Raw genomic sequence first — 24,942 nt, forward strand, 5'->3', positions numbered from 1 at the left:
AGACTAAACGATGAAATTAACCACACTTACCTTGGCGCTGAGTATAGCGCTTAGTGGCAGCTATGCTGTTGCAGCAGAAAAAAAAGAAGAAAAGAAACCACAAACATTAACTGAAATGATTAAAGGCCAAACCGAATTTGCGGGTATTTTTAATCTTTACCAAGATGAAAAAACCGGCGATCACTTAATGGTGATAAACGAATCACAACTCGATACGCCCTTTGTGTACTTTGCGCATACCATTGATGGTGTAACTGATGCAGGTCATTTTCGTGGGTCGTATCGTGAAACAAAGCTGATTGAATTTAGAAAATACTTTGATCGTATTGATATTATTAGTAAAACCCCTCGCTACTTATTTAACGAAAATAGCGCACTTGCCAAAGCCAGTGAAGCTAATATCAGCGAAGCCGTGCTTGCAAGTATAAAAATAGAAAAACAAGAAGAAGGTAAAATAGCCTTTAATGTAAATAAGCTTTTTTTAAGTGAAGCGCTACATAAAGTGTCTCCTACGCCTAACCCGAACGATAAAAATGCTAAAAAGCGTTTTAAATTAGGTAAATTAGACGATAAAAAATCACGCATCATCAAACAGCGCCCATACCCTAACAACCTAGATGTGGTTGTTGATTATGTTTTTACCAATAGCAGCCCAACCGTTCGAGGTTCAGGTGCGATAAGCGACCCCCGAAGTGTGTCGGTAAAAGTACAACATTCATTTGTGGCTTTACCAGAAAACAATTACCAACCTCGCTTTGATGATGCACGTATTGGTTATTTCACCAATCAGTTTGATAAAATGACGTCAACCGACTGGGCGCCATACCAAGATGTCATTAAGCGCTGGGATTTACAAAAGAAAGATCCAAACGCTGCACTTTCAGAACCAGTAAAACCGATTACCTGGTGGATAGAAAACACCACACCGGTTGAATGGCGTGACACCGTGCGTGATGCCGTACTTGCTTGGAACACCTCATTTGAAAAAGCAGGCTTTAAAAATGCGCTCGAAGTAAAAATACAACCTGACGATGCCGATTGGGATGCCGGCGATATTAACTATAACGTACTACGCTGGACTTCATCACCCAAACCACCGTTTGGTGGGTATGGGCCAGCATTAGCGAACCCGTTAACCGGTGAAATTTTAGGCTCAGACATTATGCTTGAGTTTGTATTTATGAAAAACCGCTGGATATACGACACACTGTATACTCAAGGCACGATGAGCCATACACAGCCAACCAACTATTCAGAACTCAATTGCTCTTTAGGTCATGAATTACAGCAAAGCCTAATAATGGCCAAGGGCTTAGCAAATGGCGCTGATATTGAAGATACCCAAATGTTACGCCAAGGCTTAACTCAGCTGGTTTTACATGAAGTAGGGCATACTCTAGGTCTTAATCACAACATGAAGTCTTCTATTTTGTGGGATGAGAAAGAAGTTCACGACAAAAGTAAAACCCAAGGCATAGTTACCGGCTCGGTAATGGACTATGCGCCAGCAAATATAGCGCCAACGGGTGTGACTCAAGGCGATATTTTCCAAACTAAACCAGGTCCATACGATGATTGGGCAATAAATTACGGCTACAGCGCAGCGCTTAAAGATGAAGCTGCAGAGCAAGCTCGCCTTGATAAAATACTCGCTCGCTCAAGCGAACATGCACTGGCCTTTGGTAACGATGCCGACGATATGCGTGCCCCTGGCCGCCATATAGACCCTCGCGTGATGATAGGTGACTTGTCGTCTAACCCTGCAGCTTACGGCGCAGATAGAATGGCACTGATCAATACGCTCTTTGCAGAACTTAAAGACAAAGCTACAGTAAAAGGTGAGTCTTACCAACAGCTTGTTACTTCAGCTAACAGCCTATTTGGCCAGTATCGTGCACAAGCAGGCGTGGTATCTCGTCAAATTGGTGGCGTGTATGTAGAGCGTGCCGTCGTGGGCGATGAAAATGCAGCAAAGCCTTTTACACCGGTACCACTTGAGCGTCAAACCCAAGCAATGGCTATTTTAGCTGAGTATGTGTTTGCTCCAAATGTACTGCAAAGCATGCAGCCATTGTATAACTTTATGCAGCAGCAGCGTCGTGGGTTTAATCATTACGGTAAAAACGAAGACCCTAAACCGCATAAAATGATTTTAGGTATGCAAAAGAGTGTACTAGCGCAACTACTACATCCTGCTGTGTTACTGCGTATTTCAGATACTGCTTTATATGGTAATGAATACAGCCTTACGCAATTTATGGAGGATTTAACTGCGAGTATCTTTGTTGATAGTAAAACCGCTAATTCAATCAGTCATAATTTACAGATTGAATATGTTAATCAGCTAATTGCGATTGCAGGCCTAGAAAAAGCAAGTAAATACGATAACTTAGCGAAAACAGCCGCGCTATATCAGCTAACTCAAATAGCCGATAAAAAGGTTGCATGGGGCGCTGATACCGCAACCAAAGCACATAAAAAATATATCGACCGCTTAATTAGCAAAGCGCTAGAAGCATAAATAACACTGAGTAAACCAAGGCCACGTCATACGTGGCCTTTTTTACACTAACTCAAAGGTAAATAGTGCCTTTAAGGTACCTTACGGCATGACCCGTTAATGTCACTGTTGTATTGCCCACTTCACAGTGTAGCTTCCCACCTCGTTGTGAGGCTTGATAAGCACTGAGAGAATTTTTTCCAAACTGCCCTGCCCAATAAGGGGCAAGCCCAGTATGAATTGAGCCGGTTACAAAGTCTTCATCACCCCCACTGGCAGGCCAAAAATAACGAGAAATAAAGTCATACTCAACACTCGATGCTGTTGCAACCACATCTAATGGGGCTAATTTTTTTAGTTGTTCATTGGTTGTTTTCAGATCTACAACCTGCTGATCATTATCATAAATAGCAAAATAAGCTTGGCGGTTTTTCAGCACTTTAACAGGTTGTATAGACAGGCCAGCTAATAGAGCATCAGGGATGAGCTGAGCCTCTTCAGGGGCTTGTTTAGGAAAGGTCATAGCAAAGCTGCCATCGTTATTTTTATTAACAATCAGTTTGCCCACCGCCTCTGCGCTAAAGCACACCTGCGATATACTATGTTGCTCACAAAGCACATAGGCCGCAGCTAAAGTAGCATGGCCGCAAAAATCAATCTCCATTAATGGCGAAAACCAACGTATCGCAAAGCTTCCATCTGCCGACTGACAAGTAAAAGCGGTTTCAGACACATTGTTTTCCGAAGCTATATTCAGCATAAGATCATCACTAAGCCAAGACTCCAATGGGATCACGGCAGCATAATTACCTTTAAACAGTTCACTGCTGAACGCATCGATTTGATGGATAGTTAATTTCATAGTGGGCACTTTTTATTTATTGGTCACTCAAAGTGCCACAAATGAAATTAACGGTCACTATAATTTTATGCCAACACAGGACGTACGCGATAATACTGCATACACGCAAATTGCAGCGCATTAGTTAGCAATATCATAATAAACATTAATATATGCGAAGTACTTTGCACTGGCATGGCAAGTTCTGCAAACAAACCACAGATACCTGCTATAAATTGCAAACTAAAATAGCGCGCACTCAGGTTACTAATATTCCCTGTTCGCAATGTTTTATAGGTTTGTGGCATAACCCGAACCGAACTCATAATTAAGCCCACATAAGTTAAGCCGTTTAGCACAGAGGCAGTATTTAGGTTAGGGTTTAACAGCAACAAAAAAGGTAATAACGAAAAGCTAAGCATGCCAAGTAACTGCAGCTTCTGACGTTTAGCGGCATTATAACGGGCAAAAAAGTATAAAATTAAACCACTCAACAATCCTGTCGCAAAAAACGGCAAGGCAATATAAAAGCGAGCAAAATAAAGATTGTAGCTAATAAAGTACACACTTTGCGCTAAACCAAATGTCATCATTAGCAGTGATACACCCGATACACTGCGGTTTTTAATAATTTTATTAAGTAACGGTAAAAAACTAAAAACCAAAATAAACACTGACAAAATAGGCAAATAATACGCCAAAGCAAACCTCGCTCGTTACATTGTTGTTAATAAAAAGGAAGAAATAAAACATTTTTTAAACATTTGTTTTTAAAGGCTTTATTTGTGTGCGCGCATTGTAGGGCTGGCTAGGTTTTATACAAGCTTCATGCTTACTTTAGTTTTTAGTGATGGCAACTTGAGTATACAAAAACCGTTACTAAAACTTCACAGCACGCCACTTCAACTAATTGCAATACAAATGATAACTGTTATCATGCGCATACGTGTAATTTAACATACAAGCTAAAATAATGAGAAAAACACTGTTTAAAATTCATAGTTGGTTGGCGCTAATTGCCATTATTCCGTTAATTGTTATTAGCATTACTGGCAGTGTTTTAGTGTTTAAAAGTGAAATAGACGGCTTACTGATGCCTGACAAACACTTTGTGGTACAGCAGCAAGCTGCTCGCTTACCTATGGACTCATTAATAGATAAAGCCGAAGCAGCCTTTCCTGAGTATGTAGTAGGAAGCTGGGAGCTTTTTAATAACACCACCGCCGACCGGCTTTATTTGGTTAAGCGTGGCACTGACAATTGGTATAAGTTGCATTTAGACCAATACACGGGAGAAGTTTTATCAGAACCCGTAAGCACAACTCATTATTTTACCGACTGGTTTTTAGAGCTCCATTACACCTTTTTACTTAACGACTTAAAAAGTTTACCAGGGCAAACAGGCACCGTATTAGGGTTCTTTTTTGCTTTATTTTTATTAACTTTAGGTATTACTGGCTTAATTATTTACCGCAAATTTTGGCAGCGACTATTTAGCGTACGCTGGCGCGCAACGTTACAAATAGTACTCAGTGACATTCATAAGATGACCGGTGTTTTAGGCTCACCTATCCTTATCGTTTTAGCAATTACCGGTGGCTATTTTAATGGAGCAGTGTGGTATCACGAAGTAATAGAACACGCAGAAGAAGAGCACCACACTATTACAAATAAATTATATAGTGACGACATCTCTTTTGAGCGGATTCTTAATGATAGCAAACTGCAAATACCCACTTTTAATACAACTTTTTTAGTTTTTCCACGAGAGCCCGATGAAAATATTACTCTTTATGGCGAAGTAAATACCAGTAACCCACTAACCAGTGAATACGCCAATACCATAACCTATGATAAGCAAACAGGTGAACACATGGCTAACTGGGATATTCGAGAGGCTGGTGCTGGTTGGCAAGTAATAGACAGTTTTAGAAAACTACACTTTGGTTATTTTGCTGGGCTTATCAGTAAAATACTATGGTGTATTGTTGGCCTTAGCCCTGTATGGCTCGCTGGTACAGGCTTTTATTTATGGCTCACACGCCGTAAACGTAAAAAGCAATCACACAAAAATCGCTTAACTCAACAACGAAGCGCGAATGCTTGATAAAACAATCACTCCCTTGTAAAGTGAAACCAACGAGGGAGTGAGTTAATGAATATGTTCAAGGTAATAATAAGTTTAACTTTTTTATTTGTTGTGGGGTGCAGCAGCAAAATCAATATGCAAACTCAGCGCGTACAATTAAGTTCATTAATTAATCACACATTATTTGTACAACAAACCACACCTTCTGAAAAGGTTATATTTGAACTTCCCGAGGCAGAAAAAGCACGCTTTTTAGCCTTCGTAACAAAACAACAAACAGCTAATATTCGTAGTGACCGTATTATTTATAACTACCTTGAAAATCAGCTCTCTAATTTTAAGTATCATGGCGATACGCTTACATCATCTCAATCTCTCAACCTTGCACAAGGTAACTGTATCAGCCTTGCTGTTCTTACCCAAAGTTATGCACAAACATTAGGGCTTAAAACCAGCTTTCAAGAAATGACTAGCGAGCCAGTTTACGCACAGGAAGATAACTTGGTTTATGTAGCAAACCATTTTAGAACTAAAGTTTATGCCCCAGAAGAGGAACTGCCTGAAAAAGAAGAAAATGTGATCACTTTTTTTCGCCCAGGAACCTTAATAGACTACTTCCCAACCAGAGGTAGTGTGTATTCTGATAGTGCTAATTATAATGATTTAATCTCTAAATTTTATAGTAACTTAGCTGCTGACGCGCTTTTAGATAAGCAGCTTGATCAAGCGTACTCTCTTATTTTACAAGCAAATAAATACACCCCTTATGATCCTGAGCTATTTAATATGGCTGGAATTTTACATCGACGAGCTGGCGATTTAAAAAGTGCACAGCTTATTTACCAAACTGCTTTAGATAATAAGCTGATAAATATAAATTTACTTAGTAATTATCAAGTTTTAGCCAAACAAATTGGTGATCAGCAACTTGTTGAACAATTAGCAAGCCGACTTACTGAAGTAGAAAAAGATCCTTATGAACTTTTAGTTATTGCAAAAAATGACCTAGAAACAGGACGAATTAATACCGCTACAGAGCATATTGAACAAGCCATAACAAAAGCGCCGTATATTGCAGAACTTTATTTAGAGCTTGCTAAAATTCGCTATCAACAAGGAAAAAATCACCAAACACAAAAATTACTTGAGAAAGCGATAGAGCTCGAAAAAGACAAGCAAAAGTTAAATGTATATCAAGCTAAGTTACTGTCCTTAAAAGCGAGTAAGTAACTTAGCTAAATAGGCTTTTACAATGAATAGTAAAAGCTTAACCACGCGCGCATTTCATCTTCAAAGCTGTCACCTTCTACTCGCGACAACCCCATATCAAAGGTTAAGTCATTAACGCCCGCAGGCCCCATACCAAAGCTAAAGTCACCTTGGTATTTTAAGCCGTAACTTTGTGCATAAACGTTGCTGTCTAATTGATGTTGCTTGTAATAAAGCCAAGGCATGCCTTCTTTAAAGCTGATGCCACCACCATACCCTTGGTAGCGCTCAGTGGTTGCACTATAAAAAGGCAGTTCAGCAGCAAGCACAAATTCACTACTTTGCTGCTGATTAATTAAATTAGAACTAAAGCCGCCTAATGTCAGGCTACTGTCATCTCTTTGCTTTTGCTCAAAGTTAACAAAAAGTGGTATATCAAACGCTTTACCAAATATTTTTGCTGCCAAGTCATAACCTTGCCAATGACTACTGTGATTCTGCCCATCATAAATGCTGGCATAAATACTCTGCCCAATAGCAAATGCTTGGCGGTCATGTTGCCAGCTTTGAGCAATACTCAACCGTGTCCAATTTTTATGGCTATTTTTATAATCTGTATAGTTATAGGCCAATTCTGGGGTTAAATGTAACTGGCCAAATTTCAATGGGTGGCTTACTGCAGCATAACCACCTCGGGCTTCAATATCAGCGTTTAAGCTAGGTTGATATTGATGTGATGTATCCAAATTATAATCAAATAGCGCAAGCTTAAACTTTGTATTTAACGCATTGTATTTTGCTTGTATAAAGCCGCCATGTAATGCACCGTCATGCAAATCAATGTTATAACCCGCTTGTAAATCAAGTTGTTTTAATAGGTCGCTACTTTTTATACCTACACTTAGCAAACTGGTTGACGCTGAATAATACTGAGATCCCAAGGCAAACGTCGCTTGCTGATCAAGTACTGCGTAATCGCTTTGTTCTGCTATCTCATCGGTATATATTTTTGCCGGTGGCAGAGTATGCTTATTTACCATCAACAATGGAGCTTCACTGTTTACAGCGAAATAAGTCACGGCTGTGCGGTTTTTTGTTGTTAGCGTTTTTACATCAGGGCCATCGGCATTAATAGAGAAATAAAGTAGTGAGCCATCTTCAGCCTCAATCGGGTATGCGAGCGCTTCTTGCCCGTTAGTTAAGCGGGTGAGGGTGTTATTTTTTATATGATAATTATAAATATCAGTTTTATTATTTAGGCCAGCAACAAAATAGATAGATTCCCCATCTTGACTGAAACTCGGCTGACTTAAATACTGATACCCGTTAGGCATTGGGATTGACCGCCTGGCATCACCGTTTAAGCCTTGTATATACAACTGCCAGTTTTCGTTTAATGATGCTGATAAGTAAGCTAGTTTTGTTTCATCGGGGCTAAGCGTCGGGTAATCATACGTGGTTTTTAAGCTTTTGCTGAAAAGCGGCGTTATAGTTTGCGTATTAAGATCGACTTTAACCAATTCAGAATAACCAGCTCGTATTTGTTCACCGTAAAGTGTTTTCCCATCACGGGTAACACTAAAACGGCGAATACCGGCCAGCTCTGTAAGTTGCTCTATGTTGCCAGTGTCGGTGTTGTAGCTAAAAATGTCAGACACTTTGTTATAAGTACCCAATTCTTCACTACTGTAGGCATTAAAATAAAGTGTGTTGTTATTTACCCATTGCGGGTTAGCAATACCTGCGCGATTAATTTGATTTAGTACTTGTTTTTGTTCGCGCTTAAACACGATTGGTGGGGTATCAGGAACATCTTGCTTATCGTTCTCTAGGAGCTCCTTTTGCACCTTAGTAAACTTATCTCGTGCTTTGATGTTGTCTTCTGTACTGTAAATTATTAGTTTTGTTTTACTTTTTTCATCACGTTCAACTATCGCAATTTTGCTGCCATCATTTGAAAGGGCAGGATTGCTAGCGTATAAATCTAGCTTTAACCAAAGCTTGCTATTAAGTGATGACTCGGTTTGCTCTTGTTGCATTGCTTTATAAGTGTATTCAGCAATAAATCGACGATATAGCTTGGCAGCGCTTTGCCCAAATACACCAGAAAATGCGTCGTCAAAATCTCGTGATTTCACTGCTCGCATACGAACCCATACATTATCGAGTAGCTGCTCTGAGTAATTTTGCTCTAACCAATATAAAAAACGACTTCCCATTAAATATGCCATAGAGCCCGCCATAAAGCCCTCATCGCTATTTAGTTGCCCATAGGTGGGAAGCGCTCCCTGCTGAGCAAACTCTCTAAGTATTGCCTCAGCATAGTTATCAAATAAGCGCCCTCGACCTGTCATTTTTGATTCAATTAAAGTGGCGTACCCTTCGGCTACCCAGCGCGGTGTATCACCATAGGTTAAATCGTATATATCCCATACACCGCGAATCTTTTGCTGCCAGTCGTTACGGGTTGGCTGCGCTAAATGGACTAAATGAATGTATTCGTGCAGCACCAACAATTGCTGCCAACCCGATGAATTTGATATCACGGTATCCGACTGCGGTGGCGTAGTAAAAAGCGCCATAACAGGATTATTAGAGGTTGGTAAGGCAAAGCCATTCGCTGCATTTAGAGGGTCAAACACCACCACATCGACGATTTTATCAAGCGCCCGATTTTGTTGCTCAAGCACTTTAGTGCGAACAATTTCCAGCTCCACAGCAGTCGATTTAGCAAAATCAGTATGCTCACTACTAAAGTGAACATTAAAATGCTCGGTATGAATGGTTTGCCAATTAGCAGCAAAGCTAGGTGCAGCCAATAATAAGGCTGATGCAATGAGTGACTTTTTCACAATAATCCCTTAAATAGTACATTTGATAATGTTTAGAGTATTATCAAATGGAAAAAACGGGCAGTAAAAAAGTGTAATAAAGCATGTGCAAATGTGTATTTACACCCGCTTTATTATTTAATCTGAGTTTTGAACAAAGGAAGTTACATCCAACTGCGAGGGTCTGACTCAGCCTGCATAAGTGTAAAATCTATAATGAAGTCAGCATCTTGCTGTTTTAAATATGGGACGTACGCACCGCCTGCAGCAAGTTGTATATACAGGCTTTTTAAGCCAGAACGACGCATAAAAAAGGTGCTCACACTGCGAGCGCTTTGTGCTTTGTACAGCTCAAATACCCGGTAATGCACACCAATCATACCTTTGCGTACCACCAAATAAAAACGCCCATCTTGTTGATGAAGGTAATACCCATAACGTTTATAAGATAAAAACACTAACGCGGCTAATACCAAGAATAATGCTAATGCAATTAATATATTAAGTTGCATAAAGCTAATAAAAAAACCAGAAGCAACGCTCGGTAGCAAAGCATAAAACACCGTGTTTTTATATAACAACGCCCTTTCTACCGCATTGAATGCCAGCTTTTTACTGTCAAACCACGGATAAATCCACTGACACACATTATCAACTTGCTCCTGCGTGAGCACAGGCAGCACTAAGGTTTGTTTATTCTTTTTCGCCATGCTTGCAGCACCGCCGCTACTGGCTTGCAAACACTCCACAGTAAAGCGTTTTAATAGCCTAGCAACTAGGTTTTGCTTAATAACGATTGACTGTACTTTGTCTAAACTAATTGATAGTTGATGACGCTCTAACAGCCCTGCAATACGTTTGAATTTATTATTTTTAAAGTAAAGCTGATAGTTATAAAAACGAATGAGCGACATAGTCACCGATAAAAACACCGCAATAAATACCAACATAATAATTAAAGTAATAACCGCTAACACAGCTGCATTAGCCATCATACCGAGCTCTTGCTGATAATAACTCTCTATTTTTGTTATAAATTGCTGCTCTAAAAAGTCGATGGCCACATTCATAAAAGGGGCAATTGCCGCAAGTGCCAAAATAGCCATATTCGACATTAAACCAAACTTAGCTATTTCTTTATTGGTGATAACTAAACTATTTTCGCTCTGCTCTTCAATATGAGATTGCGCTGTATCAGCCACTTCAGCTGATGGTTGCTGCTGCGCTTTATAGTCAAACACTCGTTTACGCATTTGTTGCGCGTAATCTTTAGTTACCCCTGGCAAAACAGCTTCTTGAGCCACACTGCCTGCCGCATCAAAAATACAATTAACTAACCCTATGGGGGTGAAGTAAAATGGCTCCGCTATATTTACGTTTTGCACTCGAGAAAATTTTAAGGTAAGTCGCTCTTTTTTAAATACGCCTTTATTAAGTAAAATTTCATGCTCGTCAGTAATACAAAAACGAAAACTACGGTAATACAAAAAACAATAGGCAAGCAATGAGGTCAAAGCAACCGCGAGCCCAACTTGCCCCCAAAATAGTTTATTTTCTACTTGGGTAACAAATACCACCAACACGGGCAGTAAATTAAATAAGCCGTCTTTTATGAAGCGCACACTAAAATGCATCACAAAATAAGCCAGCGCCCAGGGCGACACTTTTTGCCAATTAAGTGAAGGTGACGTTATTTGCGCAGCATCAACACTCACTGGCAGCTACCTCGCTTGCGGTTTCATCGTGGCGATAGCTTTGTACAAACTGACGAATATTTTTGCATTTTTCATGGGTCAGGCCGCTAATTTGTAAATCGGCACTCATACCGCCGGCGCTATAAAGTCTTAAACTGGCTAAACCAAGCTTTCGCTCTATGGGCCCACGGTGTATTTCAATATGCTGCACACGCGCTAACGGTAAAATTGTCACCTGCTGCCAAATAATGCCTTTTTTAAAAGCAATATCGTGGGTACGCAACGCGCTGCCCTGTAATTTTATGCTGAACACGCTATATAACATACACAGTAAAATTAATAGCGGAACAGCAACCAATAAGTAACCTTGCGCCATAGCAGCAAAGTCTGTATTAAAATAGCAAACAGCCGCTAGTACTAAGCAAAAAGGAATGAAAAATAACAACCAATTCAATTGTGCATGCAACAATGCTTTGTCCGCAAGCGGCTCAAACACTATGCTTTTATGTTGCGGTAGGTCGGTTATTTGTTGATTAGTAAACACACTTTGCTCCATTACGCTTATGGTAGGCTTAGCCAAGCCACTTAATTGTTGTTACTAGGGTATGACTTTGTTTTGGCTCAAGCGTAACCGCATCTTCAAGTACATTCGCAGCCTCTAGGCATAACATGCTTTTATAATCATCATCGGCAAAATTTGATAGTCGCTTTGATTTTTCAATCCATGGATTCCATAACACGCACGAGCGCGAGTTTTCTCTGCTAACGCTGATCATCCCTTGAGGAGTTTCAATGGTTTGCACAGCCGCGGCTTGGGTATAAACCATATCGGTTTCACGGGTAAAACCAACCACATCACTTTGCTGATAAGGCCCTTGGCCAAATTCTATGTATTGCGCCCCTTGCAGCCCTGTTACGCGAGTATTATTAATATCATCAGTTGGAAAGTAAGTATGCAGCGCCTGTGTATAACTAAATGGGGTGTTACCTAAATTACAGGTGGTTAAACGCACCTCTAACTGCTCAGATAAAATAAACTCAACCCTTAAAGAAGATTGATGAGGCCAAAAGGTAGAATCTATCTGCTTCATTGGTAATTTAAGACTAACAGTAATCTCGTTCTCGGTTTCATGCACTTCATCGGCTTGCCATACGTGCGTGCGCGCAAAACCATGTGCTGGAAAGTCTTTATTTTCATGTTGACCAAACCAAGGCCAGCAAATAGGAATACCGCCACGAATGCCCTTCCCTTCGCTAAAGGTTTCATCCCCAGACACCCACAATAGTGGCAATTTTCCTTTGGGTGTAAACTCAGTTATTTGCCCACCTTGTAAAAATATCTTCGCCTTACATTGGCGACTATTAATACTAATAAATTCCAAACCGCTATGTGTACGCTCAATACATACTGAGGGTGATAATTGCATTTTATTTCCTTTAACACTGAGACTAATTTTTTAGTACTTAACCTGAGTTCAGGTTACTGTACACAAACAATAATGCATGCTTAAAGCATAAGCTACATAGAATAGTTATTTAAATTGAGTTAGTTACTATATTTTTATGCCACATCAACGGCTCAATTACGACTAAAGTTTTAAACCTGTGGCTTGCGTATCGCTTTTAACTTACGTAAGGTGCGCAGCCTTAGCAAACAGAGTGTTATTAACTTTTAATAAAATAAAGATAATAAATGCCATTTTAATTACTGCTCAAATTAATAAAAACCAATAAAAACTAATAACAGCAGGCTAAAACAACATATATCATTTGAATTCAATTTATTTGATGTGTAACATTTCGTGATTACGGCAACTGATTCGCCTTTCATGAGACAAACAAATGCAAAAATATGACGAGTTACTAGTTTCTTTACGCAAGGTGATCCGTGCGATTGACTTACATTCAAAACAACTTAATAAAACAGCGGGTTTAACTGGACCACAACTGCTTATTATGCAAGAAGTGTCTCAAACTGATGGTATTACCGCCAGTCGTATTGCGCAAAACGTCAATTTAAGTCCGGCAACGGTCACAAATATTCTTGACCGAATAGAAAGCAAGAATTTGGTAACACGCGTTCGTAGTCAAATGGACAAACGCCGGGTCAGCTTATACCTTACTGAACAAGGTAAAGAATTACTCGAAAAAGCGCCTCAGCCCTTGCAAGAACACTTTATCGAAAAATTTTCAGCGCTTGCTGAATGGGAACAGAGCCTACTACTTTCATCAATGCAACGTATTGCCGCAATGATGGATGCAGATAAGCTAGATGCCTCTCCTCTTTTAGAAGTAGGCGCACTGTTTCAAACTTCTAAAGAATAAAACGCAGTATAAAAACAATAAACTAAATTAGTCTGCCATTTTCTCCTTTTTCCACACTAAGAGGCGCATCGTTGCGCCTTTATTTTTTTAATCACAATCAAAACGGCTATTATGACTAAACTCTCAAAACTAACACTCGCATTAATTTTAAGTGGTGTTGCTAGCAATTCTTATGCATCAAATCTTCAACCTCTCCAAAGCCAATTAACGCAGTTAAAGCAACAAGTAGATAAACTTGAAAGCAAACTCGCTGAAAAAAAGTCTCAGCAAGTAGAACAAGTTAGTAAACAGTTGCAAGCTACTTCTACAGATACTGCACAGCAAGAAAAGCAATCATCTGGAATAAAGGTAGGAGGTGCTATTCGCGCTAACTACGGTATAAACTCTTACGATGAAGACAATGAAGATCGCGGTGGTGACTTTGATTTTGATATTTTCCGGTTAAATGTCTCTGGCGAAATTAATGATATTTCAGTCAATGGTGAAATACGCTTTTACGATTATATGACTGTCGTAAAGTACGCTTACTTAGGGTACGAATTTATTGATGGCTGGGAAGCTCAGGCAGGCATAACAGCCGTGCCGTTTGGTAACGGTCCTTATAATTCCCACAGCTACTTTTTTAGCACCAACTACTATGTTGGCCTAGAAGATGATTTTGATTTAGGTGTGGTTGCTAAGCGCAAACTTAAAGACAACTGGACACTTGATTTAGGCTTTTTCAAAAATGATGAACTGGGTGGAGTTGATGGCTCAGCATCAGACAAAAATCATCGTTACTCTTATGATATTGTTGGTAGTCGTCCTGCAGATGAAGGCATCTATGCTGAACCAGCAAAGCAGCTTGGTGAATACAACACCTTTGCTGGTCGCGCTACTTATCAGCTTGAGCATAGTAAAAATATCACCACTGACATCGGGGTATCGTTACTCAGTGGCGGACTTCACGACGGTGAAGAGCGCGCTGGTAATTACAGTGCTTGGGCTGTTCACTTAAACAGCAACATTAATAACTGGAATATTCAATTGCAACACGGTGAATATGACTACGACTTAGACGATGGTAATAACCGCTTTGCGGTGGGTGCTTTTGACTATTATGACAGTGTATCGAGCCAAGCCATAATGACCAACTTTAATATTGCCTATGACTACGCACTAGAATGGGGCCCAGTTACCAACCTGCAGTTTTATAACGACTATGGGATCATCTACAACAAGTCAGATAATAGCGCCAATACTTGGATGAATGTAACCGGTATGAGCATTACTGCTGGCGGATTCTTTAGTTATGTTGATTTCGTACAAGCCCGCAATCAACCCTTTATTGGCGGTACCATTATTGGTGATGGCGATACCGAGCGCCGTTTTAATATTAATTTAGGCTATTATTTTTAATAGGTAGTGCAATCAGGAAATTCTTTTCCTTTGCTAACCCTAAATGGCTTAGTTGATAACATGCAACTAAGCCATTTTCTCTTCATTTTACCTTTTAATTAGCTTACCCTTTTACCGTTTAATTAATTAAAAAAGAGCTAAAGTGAGCATAAAAAACGTTTTTATTTATTATAAAAATTTCGGCTTTAAATTGCTGGGGCTACTGTGTGTATTACTCGGCATTATTGGTGTTGCCCTACCGGTTATGCCAACCACGCCGTTTTTAATTTTAGCCTTAGCCTGTTTTGCTCGCTCATCCGCAGCGCTTGAGTCTTGGCTATTAAACCACCCTCGCTTTGGCACAACATTACAACATTGGCGCGCCCATCAAGTGGTTCCTGTAAAGGCAAAGTATGCTGCGGGTATAGGTATGCTAATAGGCTTTATATTTTTATTATACAACAGCCCTCCAGCTTGGATTATTGCCCTAGTGGCGGTTGTTGAAGTGCTGGTTATGGCTTACTTAATTTCTAAGCCCTCAGCTCCTCCTAAAAAATAAAGTGTAAAGTTTGGTAAATAAATTTGTAACAGCTAATGCAAATCATTATCATCCGTATAAATTAAATAAGTTTGTACCTTTTATGCCCTTTGTTAATAAACGCACTTTATATAGTACAAGTCGTACTCTACATATCTATATTTCCACCGCTTTGTTTTTTTTACTTATTCTATTTTGTGTAAGCGGTATAGTGCTAAACCATGTTGACTGGTTAAAAAACGATAAAAACAATGGCCAAATTACGGTCCAAATCCCCCAAGATCTGCTTACTCAAGCAAATACACAATTAAATAGCCTGCCTGCTATTTATCCCCAAATTGAAGCTTACTTAGCCAAACACTATGGGCTTAATAAAGTAAAAAGCATTGAATGGGAAAAGCAAGATTCACTGGTTATGCTCGACTACCCATTACCAGCAGGCTATGCCTATGCAGAGTTTGATTTTATCAGTGGTGAATTGTTACTCGATTATCAAACCGGGGGGGTTTTAAGTGTTATTGGCGATTTACACAAAGGTCGTCACTCAGGAGAAGTATGGAGCTGGGTTATTGATATATCAGCGGTGCTGATGATTCTATTTGCCATCACCGGCATGATTATTTTATTTCAAAACAGAAAAAAACGCTTAGCAGGAATATGGATAACCATATTAGGAATCGCAACACCATTGGTTATTTATTTATGCTGGGTTCCACAAATTAAAGGAGTATTTTAATGTTCAAGTTTAAATCTTTAATTAGCACCGTATTGTTGTTAATTGCCGTGTGTTTTCACACTTCGGTGGCAGCGCAATCGCCCCAATTAGAAATCGAATTAACTCTACCTGAGTTAGATGTGCAGCCCTATCATCGCCCTTATGTTGCAGTTTGGCTCGAAACACCAGAGCGAAAACATGTCACAACTTTAGCGCTTTGGGTACAAAAAGCGGAATGGTTTAAAGACCTACGCCAATGGTGGCGTAAAGCAGGTAAAAGTGATGCAAACTTCGATGGGGTTAGTAGCGCAACCAAACGCGCAGGCACTTATACCATTAATTGGGACGGAAACGATCTTAATGGCAAATCAGTTATCGCAGGAAAATACCTGTTAAATGTTGAAGTTGTTCGTGAAGAAGGCGGGCGTGATTACAGCCGTATTGAGCTTGATTTAACCCAATCAGGAAAAATAACCATTGATGGTAAAAACGAATTTTCAACCAGCTTTGTCACTGTATCCGCTAGGTAGTCCCTACTTATCATTCAAATTTAAAGGAAAAATAATGAACGTTAATTTATTAAAAACAGCACTCATTGGCGCACTGAGTTTATCAGCGCTGGTATCAACAGCTGCAAGTGCACATGGCCGCTGGTTACTACCTTCGCATACCTCGCTATCAGGGGATAAAGCCCATTATGTAATGATTGATGCGAGTATTTCTAACGAAATTTTTGCACCTGATAAAGCATTTCGTCCAAGCACAAAAGGCGCTGAATACGACGACACTCTGCTTATGGCACTTGCCCCAAATGGCGAGCAAGTTACCGATACCATTCGTGCCTACTACCTACAACGCAAAAGCTCTGCTGCAGTAAAACTTCAGCAACAAGGCACCTATCATATTGCGATGACGCAAAAACCTATGTACATGACCTTCTACAAAAATGCAGCAGGTGAGCGAAGCCGTGTATTCGCCAAAAAAGCAGATGCCAATCTACCTAAAGACGCCAGCGACATCACTACAATTAAAACCATCTCTACTGTTGATACCTTTGTTAGTCATAATGGTACCTCTAAACCAGCACAATTAGGTCAAGGCTTAGAGCTTAGCGGCCCAACGCATCCAAACGATTTATTTGTTGGCGAGCAAGCGCGCTTTCAGCTAATAAGCGATGGAAAGCCGGTTGGCGAAGGCATTGAAGTCAGCATTTTAAAAGGCGATACACGCTACCGTAACGAACGTGGCGAAATAAAAGTAACGACCGACAAAAACGGCATGTTTAGCACAACGTGGAAAGAGCCAGGCCTATACCTAATCGAAACCTCTCAAAAAGTGACAGTAAACGAAAAAGATGTAGACGCCAGCCGTTATGTATTATTTACCACCCTTGAAGTAGCACCTGAATAACTTTTTAATTCCCTACAGGCCACATTAATCGTTTGGCCTGTAGCTTCTTTATAATTTAAACCCTTTAGCAAAGCTTTAAACCAAGTTAGTCATTTTCGCTGCCTAAATAAGCATAATCCTATATTTTAGCCTCCTTGTCTGTTCCTGTTTCAATCTATTATTCCGATCACTTATTTTTATGAAAATAGTTGAATAACTTAGTCAATTTAGATCTTTGCGATGCACTAGCCGCTTATATATGATGCGCCCTTTTCAAAATCTTCAAGGCACGCTTAATGACTTTTCAGCATTTATCAGCTAATAAAAAATTAGCACTTAGCTTGGCTATTTCCACCGCACTTAGCGCCTCTTTTTCAGCTGCTAATGCGGCTGAGCAAACTAACCAAGTCGAAGAAAATATCGAAGTAATTTCAGTAACAGGCACGCGCCGCAGTTTGCGTAGTATTGCGCAAAGTACTGTGCCTGTAGATATTATTAGCAGTGACGATATGGCAAGTACGGGGCAACTTGAAATTAGCCAAGTGCTCGCTAACCAAGTCCCGAGCTTTAACTACCCAAGTGCCACACTCTCTGATGGCACCGATCATGCTCGCCCAGCGGTTTTAAGAGGCCTTGCACCCGATCACACCTTAGTCCTTATTAACGGTAAGCGTCGCCACTCTGGTGCGTTATTAAACTTAGGGGGCACGGTTGGTCGCGGCTCTACCGCGGTTGATTTAAACATGATCCCAACCTCTGCAATTAAGCGTGTTGAAGTACTGCGCGATGGGGCTGCAGCACAATATGGCTCTGACGCCATTGCGGGAGTAATCAATATTGTTTTAAAAGATGCCACCGAAGGCGGCAGTGTTAGCGTAACTTATGGCCAATACGACAGCCAAATGGCCGGTGTACCGCAACTAAATAGCACTTATGCGGATGATAACGGCAACCTTGCATTTAATTTAGGCGACGATCGTCACGTTAACGACGGTAGTACCCGCACAATTAGCGCAAACTCAGGTTTTTCATTAACAGACAATGGTTTTGTAAATGTATCAATTGAATACCGTGATAACGACTCAACTCAACGCTCTGGTTTTGATCCACGCGAACAATACAACCGCCTAGATGATGGCAGCCTAGACCCACGCGAATTTACAATTGATCGCTACAATCACCGTTTTGGTAAAGCAGCGTTGGAAGACTACGCTTTGTTTTACAATATGGGATACGATTTAGAGAATGGCTTTAATGTTTATTCGTTTGGTAGCTATTCAGAGCGTGAAGGTAACTCGGGCGGATTTTACCGTCGTGCAAAAGACAGCCGCAATGTTTTAGAGCTATACCCTAATGGCTTTTTGCCACAAATTGCTACCGACGTAAAAGATTACTCGCTGGCACTTGGTTTACAAGGCGATAGTGGCGACTGGACTTGGGATGTAAGCACCAACTACGGCCGAAATGACTTTGGTTTAGGGGTTGTAAATAGCCTAAATACTTCGTTAGGTACTAACAGCCAAACTGAGTTTGATAACGGCGCCATGGTTTACGATCAGTTTTTAGTTAACTTTGATGCCAATACCAGCGTTGATTTTGGTTTACCCGATGATGTGTTTTTCACTATTGGTGCTGAATACCGCCGTGAAAGCTATAAAATAGAGCAAGGCGAAGAAGCCTCTTATATTACTGCGCTTGATAACAACGGCAACCCAATTGCTGCTGGCGGTGCGCAAGTGCTTCCTGGGTTTGGGCCGCAAAGCGCAACCAATGAAAGTCGTCATAATGTTGCTGTATTTGCTGAATTTGATACTTACTTAACTGATAAATGGAATGTTGTTTTAGCCAGTCGCTATGAAGATTACAGCGATTTTGGTAACACATTTACTTCAAAATTAGCCACGCGTTACAGTATTAACGACAACCTATCGTTACGTGGTGCGGCAAGTACTGGCTTTCGTGCGCCGTCACTTGCACAAAGCTCGTACCGTCAAATATCGACTATTCTCGAAAATAACCAGCCTTTTGAAGTTGGTCTATTCCCAAGCTCTGCTCCTGCAGCGCAAGCGTTAGGTGCAAAACAGCTCGATGCAGAAGACTCAGTTAACGTTACCGCTGGATTTGTTTACACTCAAGGTGGCTTTAGCTTAACAGTTGATGCGTATCGCATTGATATTGATGACCGGATTGTACTCTCTGAAAACTTAAGCGGTAACGCTGTGCAGCAAATTCTAGCGAATGCTGGCGAGCTAAATACCGAAAGTGTTCGTTACTTTACCAACGCCATCAATTCGCGCACGCAAGGTGTTGATATTGTGGCAACGTACACACTTGATTTAAATACATTGGGTGATGTGCGCTTAAATGCGGCGGCAAACATTAACGATACCGAAGTGACTCATGTAGATGCAAACCCGAGCGAGCTAAATTCTTTAGGCGATGACTACGTGGTATTTGCCCGTCGTGAAGTAGGCCGTTTTGAGCAAGGCACACCCGATAACAAGTTAAACCTATCGGCTGTTTGGAGCTTTAACCAATGGCAAACAACCTTGCGTGCAACTCGCTATGGGGAAGTGGCAGATATTTCAACCACCAGCGAGGGTGATGAATATTTAGATGCTAAATGGATTGCTGATTTAGAAGTCGCTTATCGTCCTAACGAAGCGTGGAAATTTGCAGTGGGTGCAAATAACTTGTTCGATCAGTACCCTCAAGCAACGGTAGATAATATTGGCTACTCTAACTTTGGCCAAATATTTCCGTACACGCCTTACACACCCTACAGTTTAGATGGGCGCTTTTTATACGGTAACATTACTTACAATTTTTAAGTAAAACGCCCATTAACAATCGAGTAATTACAAAAGGATGCAGTGTGCATCCTTTTTATTAACATTTAGTATTTTTAACCATATTTTGGCATTTTAACTTTTTAATTACTGCTGCCACCTCATATAAAACAACAACTTACATTTCGGCCTCAATTTTGCTCTATACTTTGTATATTAACTAAAATAATCAATATCAAAGGACTAAACATGAGCGCATCAACTCTATTCAACTTCACTAAGCCCGTTTCATTAATTAGTGGCATTTTATTACTCAGCGGTTGTGTATTTCACATATCGCCCAGTGTCGCATCAGTTAAACAAACCCAGCAGCTTTCACTACCAAGCAATAACCTTGAGTACTTAACGATATTAAGTGGTGCCGGTTCGCTCGATATTCAGGGCTCTAATACTGCAACCAATATTAGCGTTGATGCCATCATTTACACCGCCGACATTGACGATGAATACGAACTCACCCTTGAGAAAAGCGGTACACAAGCAAAACTTGTTGCACAAAATAAAAGTAATAATGGGATTAGCTTTTACAGCGGGCAATCACCAAGTATCAATTTAGTTGTTACCGTACCTAACACCCTAAATTTAGATATTAACGACGGCTCAGGCGATATTGTTATTAACGAGATGCACAGCAATATTGATGTAAAAGATGGTTCTGGCAGCTTATCTATCAATGGTGCTAAAAACCTAAATATTGATGATGGCTCGGGCAGTATTTACGTAAAAAATGTGGTCGGCGACTTAGTATTAAATGACGGCTCAGGCAGCATTGATATTGATAATGTCAGTGGTAATGTCGCTATTGAAGATGGCTCGGGCGAAATGCAAGTGACTAACGTAACAGGCGTATTAAATGTTGAAGATGGCTCGGGCGGCATAACTATTAAACATATTAAAGGCGCAGTCACCGTAGACGATAACTCAGGAGATATGTTGATTGAACATATTGGCTCAAGCGTGACGATTGAAGATGGCTCTGGCGATATTCGCGTTAATTACGCTAAAGGGCTAACAATTACAGAAGCAGGCTCTGGCGATGTTAGTATCGATAATATCTCTGGTTCAGTAAAGCTAGACTAATAATCTAATCTTACTTTTAAATCATATAAAACGGTCAATTAATTGACCGTTTTTGGTTTTGTATAATCAATGGTGTGGTCACAACTGCCATCGTTTTCACAATCATTTATTCCATCGCCATCGCTATCCCAGCTTGGGTGCATAGTTTTTACAGGCACGGCTACACCTGCATGTTTAATGATGGTTAACTTATAATCACTTGTTTCACCACGTCTCGCTGCATTACGCATTAAATAAACTCGCACAATATAATCTCCATCTGTGCTGAGTTGATATTTAGCTTCATGCCCTTCTATTGAGCCAATAAATACGGCTTCATTACTGTCTAAGGGCAAAATATTAAAGTAGTTACTTAAATTTGAAGGAGTCAGAGTCACATTCAGGATATCACCTGCTTTTGCACTAACTAAATAGTCATTAAATTCATCACCAGTAATTTGCTGTTCAAGCTCAGCTCGCTGTGGTTCAAACTCAACCTTGTACTGTTGAGCTTGCACCGTTTGTGTAAATACCGCAGCAAACACAGTGGTCAGCATAATTTTTAAAAGCAGCTTAATACTCATTTTAGTTCCTATAAAAAACATATTATTAAATTTAATGGTACACAATAAAGTAATACCAATTCGCTTAATTAAGTGAGCTATTTTGAGGGAAGGCAATCGTGTCGATAGCAAGGTAAAACTTTGTTATTTAGTTGTTCTAAAAGAGAAGTTTTTAACGCAACTAACATCTGGTTTACCCGTTCAAAATGATTAAATAGTATTGCGGATTAGTATGCGTTAATAATGTTTCTTTCACAATTAACTCAAACTTAATTTATAGTAGTATCAAAATATAAATAACTCCTAACCTCAAGAGAGCACCCCATGCTAGAAATTGCTTTAATTTATTTAGCCGCCGCCATTGTGGCTGTTCCTATTGCCAAACGACTTGGCTTAGGATCAGTACTGGGTTATTTAATTGCTGGCATACTAATTGGTCCCTATGCATTGGGAGTCGTAGGGGATCAAACCGATGTAATGCATTTTGCCGAATTTGGCGTAGTGATGATGCTATTTTTGGTCGGACTTGAACTACAACCCTCACGACTATGGAAGCTTCGGCACTCTATTTTAGGGCTTGGTGGCTTACAGGTGGTGCTAACTGCGGCGGTTATTTTTGCCTTTTGTTATTGGTTTTTTACCATGCATTGGCAAACCGCATTGGCCATTGGTTTAATGCTGGCACTTTCTTCTACCGCGATTGTATTGCAAAGCCTCGAAGAAAAAGGCTGGTTAAAGCAAGAAGCTGGGCAAAATGCATTTTCGGTTTTATTATTTCAAGATATTGCCATTATTCCTATTTTAGCGCTACTCCCCTTACTGGCCTTTGCTGCACCAAGTAGTTCAAAACAAATTAGCGATTCAATCATTGCTGACTGGCCTGTTTGGCAACAAGTAGGCGTTTCTGTAGCTGTTATTGCCGCTATTATTGCCGGCGGTAAATATGTTTCTGCGCCACTGTTTAGATACATCGCACAAACTCACATGCGTGAAATATTCACTATTTTTGCATTGTTTTTAGTCGTGGCTATTTCGCTTGTAATGCACAGTATTGGCCTATCACCTGCTTTAGGTACTTTTTTAGCCGGTGTAGTATTGGCCGAAAGTGAATTTAGACACGAATTAGAAGCCGACATAGAGCCCTTTAAAGGCCTATTGCTAGGACTATTTTTTATCACTGTAGGGGCTTCAATTAATTTTGAGCTATTATTTAATCAATTTAGTACCGTGGTTGCTTTAGTTGCCTTATTAATTGTCATTAAAGCCTGCATTTTGTTTGCCCTTGCTGTCACATTTAAAATTAGCTCAAAGCAAAAACTATTGTTTACATTGGCACTAGCACAAGGTGGTGAATTTGCTTTTGTACTTTTAAGCGTGACCACCACATTAAGTATTTTAACCCCAGAACAAACCAGTCTAGTGACCTTAGTGGTTGCGGTATCTATGTTGATAGCTCCTTTATTACTGATGCTGTATGAGCAAATACAAAAACGCAGTAGTAGCACTAAGCCTGAGTTTGATAAACCAGAACAAATAAATACCGCTAAACACGTAATTATTGCGGGCTATGGCCGCTTTGGGCAAATTATGGGACGTTTATTACATGCACAAGGCTACGAAATTACCGTACTTGATCACAGCCCAAGCCAAATAGAACTGCTGCGCCGCTTTGGTAACACCGTATTTTACGGTGATGCTGCTCGCCAAGAACTGCTTGAAGCCGCAGGCGCGCATACTGCACAAATGCTGGTTGTTGCGATTGATAACCCAGATAAAACCATTGAAATTATTAAGCTGGCACATAAAAACTACCCACAATTAAAAATAGTGGCGCGCGCAATCGATCGTCGCCATGCGTATCAATTACTGAATCTAAAAGTGGATGCATTTAACCGCGAAACCGTCGACTCAGCCATTAACTTAGCCATAGAATCACTGCAGCTACTTGGCAATAGCAAAGAAGACGCTGAGCGTGCTGGTAAATTATTTAGGGATCATGACCGTGCATCTGTGTTACAACTTTCTGAGCTTTGGGGAGATGATGCCAGCTACGGCGTTGCAGTACGCCAACGTATGGAAGATTTAAAACAGGTATTACAGCAAGATAAGCAAGCACAGCAAAATTTAAATACCTGTGATGCCAACAATTATGAAAATGGCTTAACAGAAGACTCTGCTAAGCCCAAAAAACGACCTAATGATGATGTCCACCTTGAATAGCCTCACCTTGAGGATTATAAAAACCGGTGGCGCCGTGCTCTATAAAGCCTAGGTTAATCATTTTTGCTAAAAATGGGTCGCTTTCGTTATCGCCAATGTCGGCATAGTCGGTGGTTTGAAAGTTATCCCATTTTGCAAACTGAGCCTTAATAGCTGGTGTGTCATTTTGCACAGCGTCTAAGCTAAGTGACGTGCTTGCTTTATTCGCTAGGTTACTAATACTAAATGTTTTTACTAGTTTTGAATGGGTAAAAAATGCCAAGTTATACTGAGAGTTATTTTCTTCTAAGCTGTAATTTTTTATTTCGTTGCAGCCTTCGCCTTCGGTGCTCACTAATGTCATTTTTTCAATAAGATGATTATCTACCAGCTGTACTTTTGCACTCCAGTTTTGCACTCCTTGCACCTCTGAGGGCTGATATTCAATACCGCGCTGCTGCGCATTAAAATAACGAATAGGCCGTATTTGATTGTTGCTCGTATGTTGCCAAAGCTCTGTTATAACTTGGCTTTGGTGCGCCACTTGTTGCTCATTTCGCCAAAGGGTGAGAGTTTGGCTGTTTTCCTTATTATTTTTAAGCGCTTGTGGAGCCTTATTAATAATAGTGTAAGTGGCTTTTAATACCTGTGGATTGATATCGCACTGCTCAGCAAAGCTGCTTGCGCTAAATAATGCGCTCATTATTAAAAATACTTTTTTCATTGGACTATCTCTTTAGTTAATCGCTTTTAGCTTAATTGCC

General features: G+C 40.2%; 20 protein-coding genes. 12 read left to right on the forward strand and 8 right to left on the reverse strand.

The features are described 5' to 3' along the window. Positions 1-10: 10 nt before the first annotated feature. Complete coding sequence (locus KK487_RS15185) at positions 11-2,521, forward strand: zinc-dependent metalloprotease (RefSeq protein ID WP_138764437.1); 2,511 nt, start codon at positions 11-13, stop codon at positions 2,519-2,521. Positions 2,522-2,573: 52 nt separating this feature from the next. On the opposite strand, the gene KK487_RS15190 is transcribed toward KK487_RS15185, so the two are convergent. Both KK487_RS15190 and KK487_RS15195 read right to left on the reverse strand, forming a co-directional pair. Further along, positions 2,574-3,362, reverse strand: coding sequence for a PhzF family phenazine biosynthesis protein (locus tag KK487_RS15190; protein ID WP_215521877.1), 789 nt, complete (start codon positions 3,360-3,362; stop codon positions 2,574-2,576). Positions 3,363-3,427: 65 nt separating this feature from the next. Further along, a complete protein-coding gene (locus tag KK487_RS15195) occupies positions 3,428-4,042 on the reverse strand; it encodes a PQ-loop domain-containing transporter (protein WP_138764435.1) in 615 nt (204 codons plus the stop codon). A gap of 272 nt (positions 4,043-4,314) precedes the next feature. On the opposite strand from KK487_RS15195, the gene KK487_RS15200 reads away from it, so the two are divergent. Next, entirely contained in the window at positions 4,315-5,448 is a 1,134-nt protein-coding gene (locus KK487_RS15200) for a PepSY-associated TM helix domain-containing protein (protein WP_138764434.1), read from the forward strand. Positions 5,449-5,496: 48 nt separating this feature from the next. Continuing rightward, positions 5,497-6,660, forward strand: coding sequence for a tetratricopeptide repeat protein (locus KK487_RS15205; protein WP_138764433.1), 1,164 nt, complete (start codon positions 5,497-5,499; stop codon positions 6,658-6,660). Between the two features lie 17 nt (positions 6,661-6,677). On the opposite strand, the gene KK487_RS15210 is transcribed toward KK487_RS15205, so the two are convergent. The 4 genes from KK487_RS15210 to KK487_RS15225 all read right to left on the reverse strand — a co-directional run bounded on the left by KK487_RS15210 (position 6,678) and on the right by KK487_RS15225 (position 12,591). Continuing rightward, positions 6,678-9,491 (reverse strand): TolB family protein, encoded by a 2,814-nt coding sequence (locus tag KK487_RS15210; RefSeq protein WP_138764432.1) that lies wholly within the window; start codon positions 9,489-9,491, stop codon positions 6,678-6,680. 143 nt (positions 9,492-9,634) lie between these two features. After that, positions 9,635-11,185, reverse strand: coding sequence for a PH domain-containing protein (locus KK487_RS15215; RefSeq protein WP_138764431.1), 1,551 nt, complete (start codon positions 11,183-11,185; stop codon positions 9,635-9,637). Beyond that, on the reverse strand, positions 11,175-11,720 hold the full coding sequence (locus KK487_RS15220; RefSeq protein ID WP_036950028.1) for a PH domain-containing protein: 546 nt from the start codon (positions 11,718-11,720) through the stop codon (positions 11,175-11,177). The genes KK487_RS15215 and KK487_RS15220 overlap by 11 nt, the downstream gene beginning before the upstream one ends. Before the next feature lie 16 nt (positions 11,721-11,736). After that, positions 11,737-12,591: a D-hexose-6-phosphate mutarotase gene (locus KK487_RS15225; protein WP_008466787.1), complete on the reverse strand. Its 855-nt coding sequence runs from the start codon at positions 12,589-12,591 to the stop codon at positions 11,737-11,739. Positions 12,592-13,006: 415 nt separating this feature from the next. Here KK487_RS15225 and KK487_RS15230 point away from each other — a divergent pair, with 415 nt between their 5' ends. From KK487_RS15230 to KK487_RS15265, 8 genes are all read left to right on the forward strand, one after another. Further along, positions 13,007-13,489 (forward strand): MarR family winged helix-turn-helix transcriptional regulator, encoded by a 483-nt coding sequence (locus tag KK487_RS15230; protein WP_016899014.1) that lies wholly within the window; start codon positions 13,007-13,009, stop codon positions 13,487-13,489. Between the two features lie 111 nt (positions 13,490-13,600). Continuing rightward, a complete protein-coding gene (locus KK487_RS15235) occupies positions 13,601-14,887 on the forward strand; it encodes a porin (protein ID WP_215521878.1) in 1,287 nt (428 codons plus the stop codon). Positions 14,888-15,029: 142 nt separating this feature from the next. Further along, positions 15,030-15,425, forward strand: a complete 396-nt coding sequence (locus KK487_RS15240; protein WP_033103568.1) for a YbaN family protein — start codon at positions 15,030-15,032, stop codon at positions 15,423-15,425. 82 nt (positions 15,426-15,507) lie between these two features. Then, positions 15,508-16,140: a PepSY-associated TM helix domain-containing protein gene (locus tag KK487_RS15245; protein WP_215522134.1), complete on the forward strand. Its 633-nt coding sequence runs from the start codon at positions 15,508-15,510 to the stop codon at positions 16,138-16,140. Further along, positions 16,140-16,649 carry a DUF2271 domain-containing protein gene (locus KK487_RS15250; RefSeq protein WP_016899010.1) on the forward strand — a complete coding sequence of 170 codons (510 nt, stop codon included), beginning with the start codon at positions 16,140-16,142 and terminating at the stop codon, positions 16,647-16,649. The genes KK487_RS15245 and KK487_RS15250 overlap by 1 nt, the downstream gene beginning before the upstream one ends. Before the next feature lie 34 nt (positions 16,650-16,683). Beyond that, complete coding sequence (locus KK487_RS15255) at positions 16,684-17,529, forward strand: DUF4198 domain-containing protein (RefSeq protein WP_008466776.1); 846 nt, start codon at positions 16,684-16,686, stop codon at positions 17,527-17,529. Between the two features lie 275 nt (positions 17,530-17,804). Beyond that, on the forward strand, positions 17,805-20,339 hold the full coding sequence (locus KK487_RS15260) for a TonB-dependent receptor plug domain-containing protein (protein ID WP_138764429.1): 2,535 nt from the start codon (positions 17,805-17,807) through the stop codon (positions 20,337-20,339). A gap of 207 nt (positions 20,340-20,546) precedes the next feature. Then, on the forward strand, positions 20,547-21,437 hold the full coding sequence (locus KK487_RS15265; protein WP_215521879.1) for a DUF4097 family beta strand repeat-containing protein: 891 nt from the start codon (positions 20,547-20,549) through the stop codon (positions 21,435-21,437). Positions 21,438-21,475: 38 nt separating this feature from the next. On the opposite strand, the gene KK487_RS15270 is transcribed toward KK487_RS15265, so the two are convergent. Further along, complete coding sequence (locus KK487_RS15270) at positions 21,476-22,000, reverse strand: hypothetical protein (protein WP_016899006.1); 525 nt, start codon at positions 21,998-22,000, stop codon at positions 21,476-21,478. A 303-nt stretch (positions 22,001-22,303) separates the two neighbouring features. On the opposite strand from KK487_RS15270, the gene KK487_RS15275 reads away from it, so the two are divergent. After that, the gene (locus tag KK487_RS15275; protein ID WP_036957005.1) at positions 22,304-24,199 is read left to right on the forward strand and encodes a monovalent cation:proton antiporter-2 (CPA2) family protein; all 1,896 of its coding nucleotides are present in this window, start codon (positions 22,304-22,306) and stop codon (positions 24,197-24,199) included. Here KK487_RS15275 and KK487_RS15280 read toward each other — a convergent pair. Then, positions 24,174-24,902, reverse strand: coding sequence for a hypothetical protein (locus KK487_RS15280; RefSeq protein WP_033103572.1), 729 nt, complete (start codon positions 24,900-24,902; stop codon positions 24,174-24,176). The two genes, KK487_RS15275 and KK487_RS15280, sit on opposite strands and share 26 nt — an antisense overlap. Positions 24,903-24,942 lie beyond the last annotated feature (40 nt).

The organism is Pseudoalteromonas sp. SiA1 (assembly GCF_018732205.1).
In the GTDB taxonomy this organism is placed as follows: domain Bacteria; phylum Pseudomonadota; class Gammaproteobacteria; order Enterobacterales; family Alteromonadaceae; genus Pseudoalteromonas; species Pseudoalteromonas tetraodonis.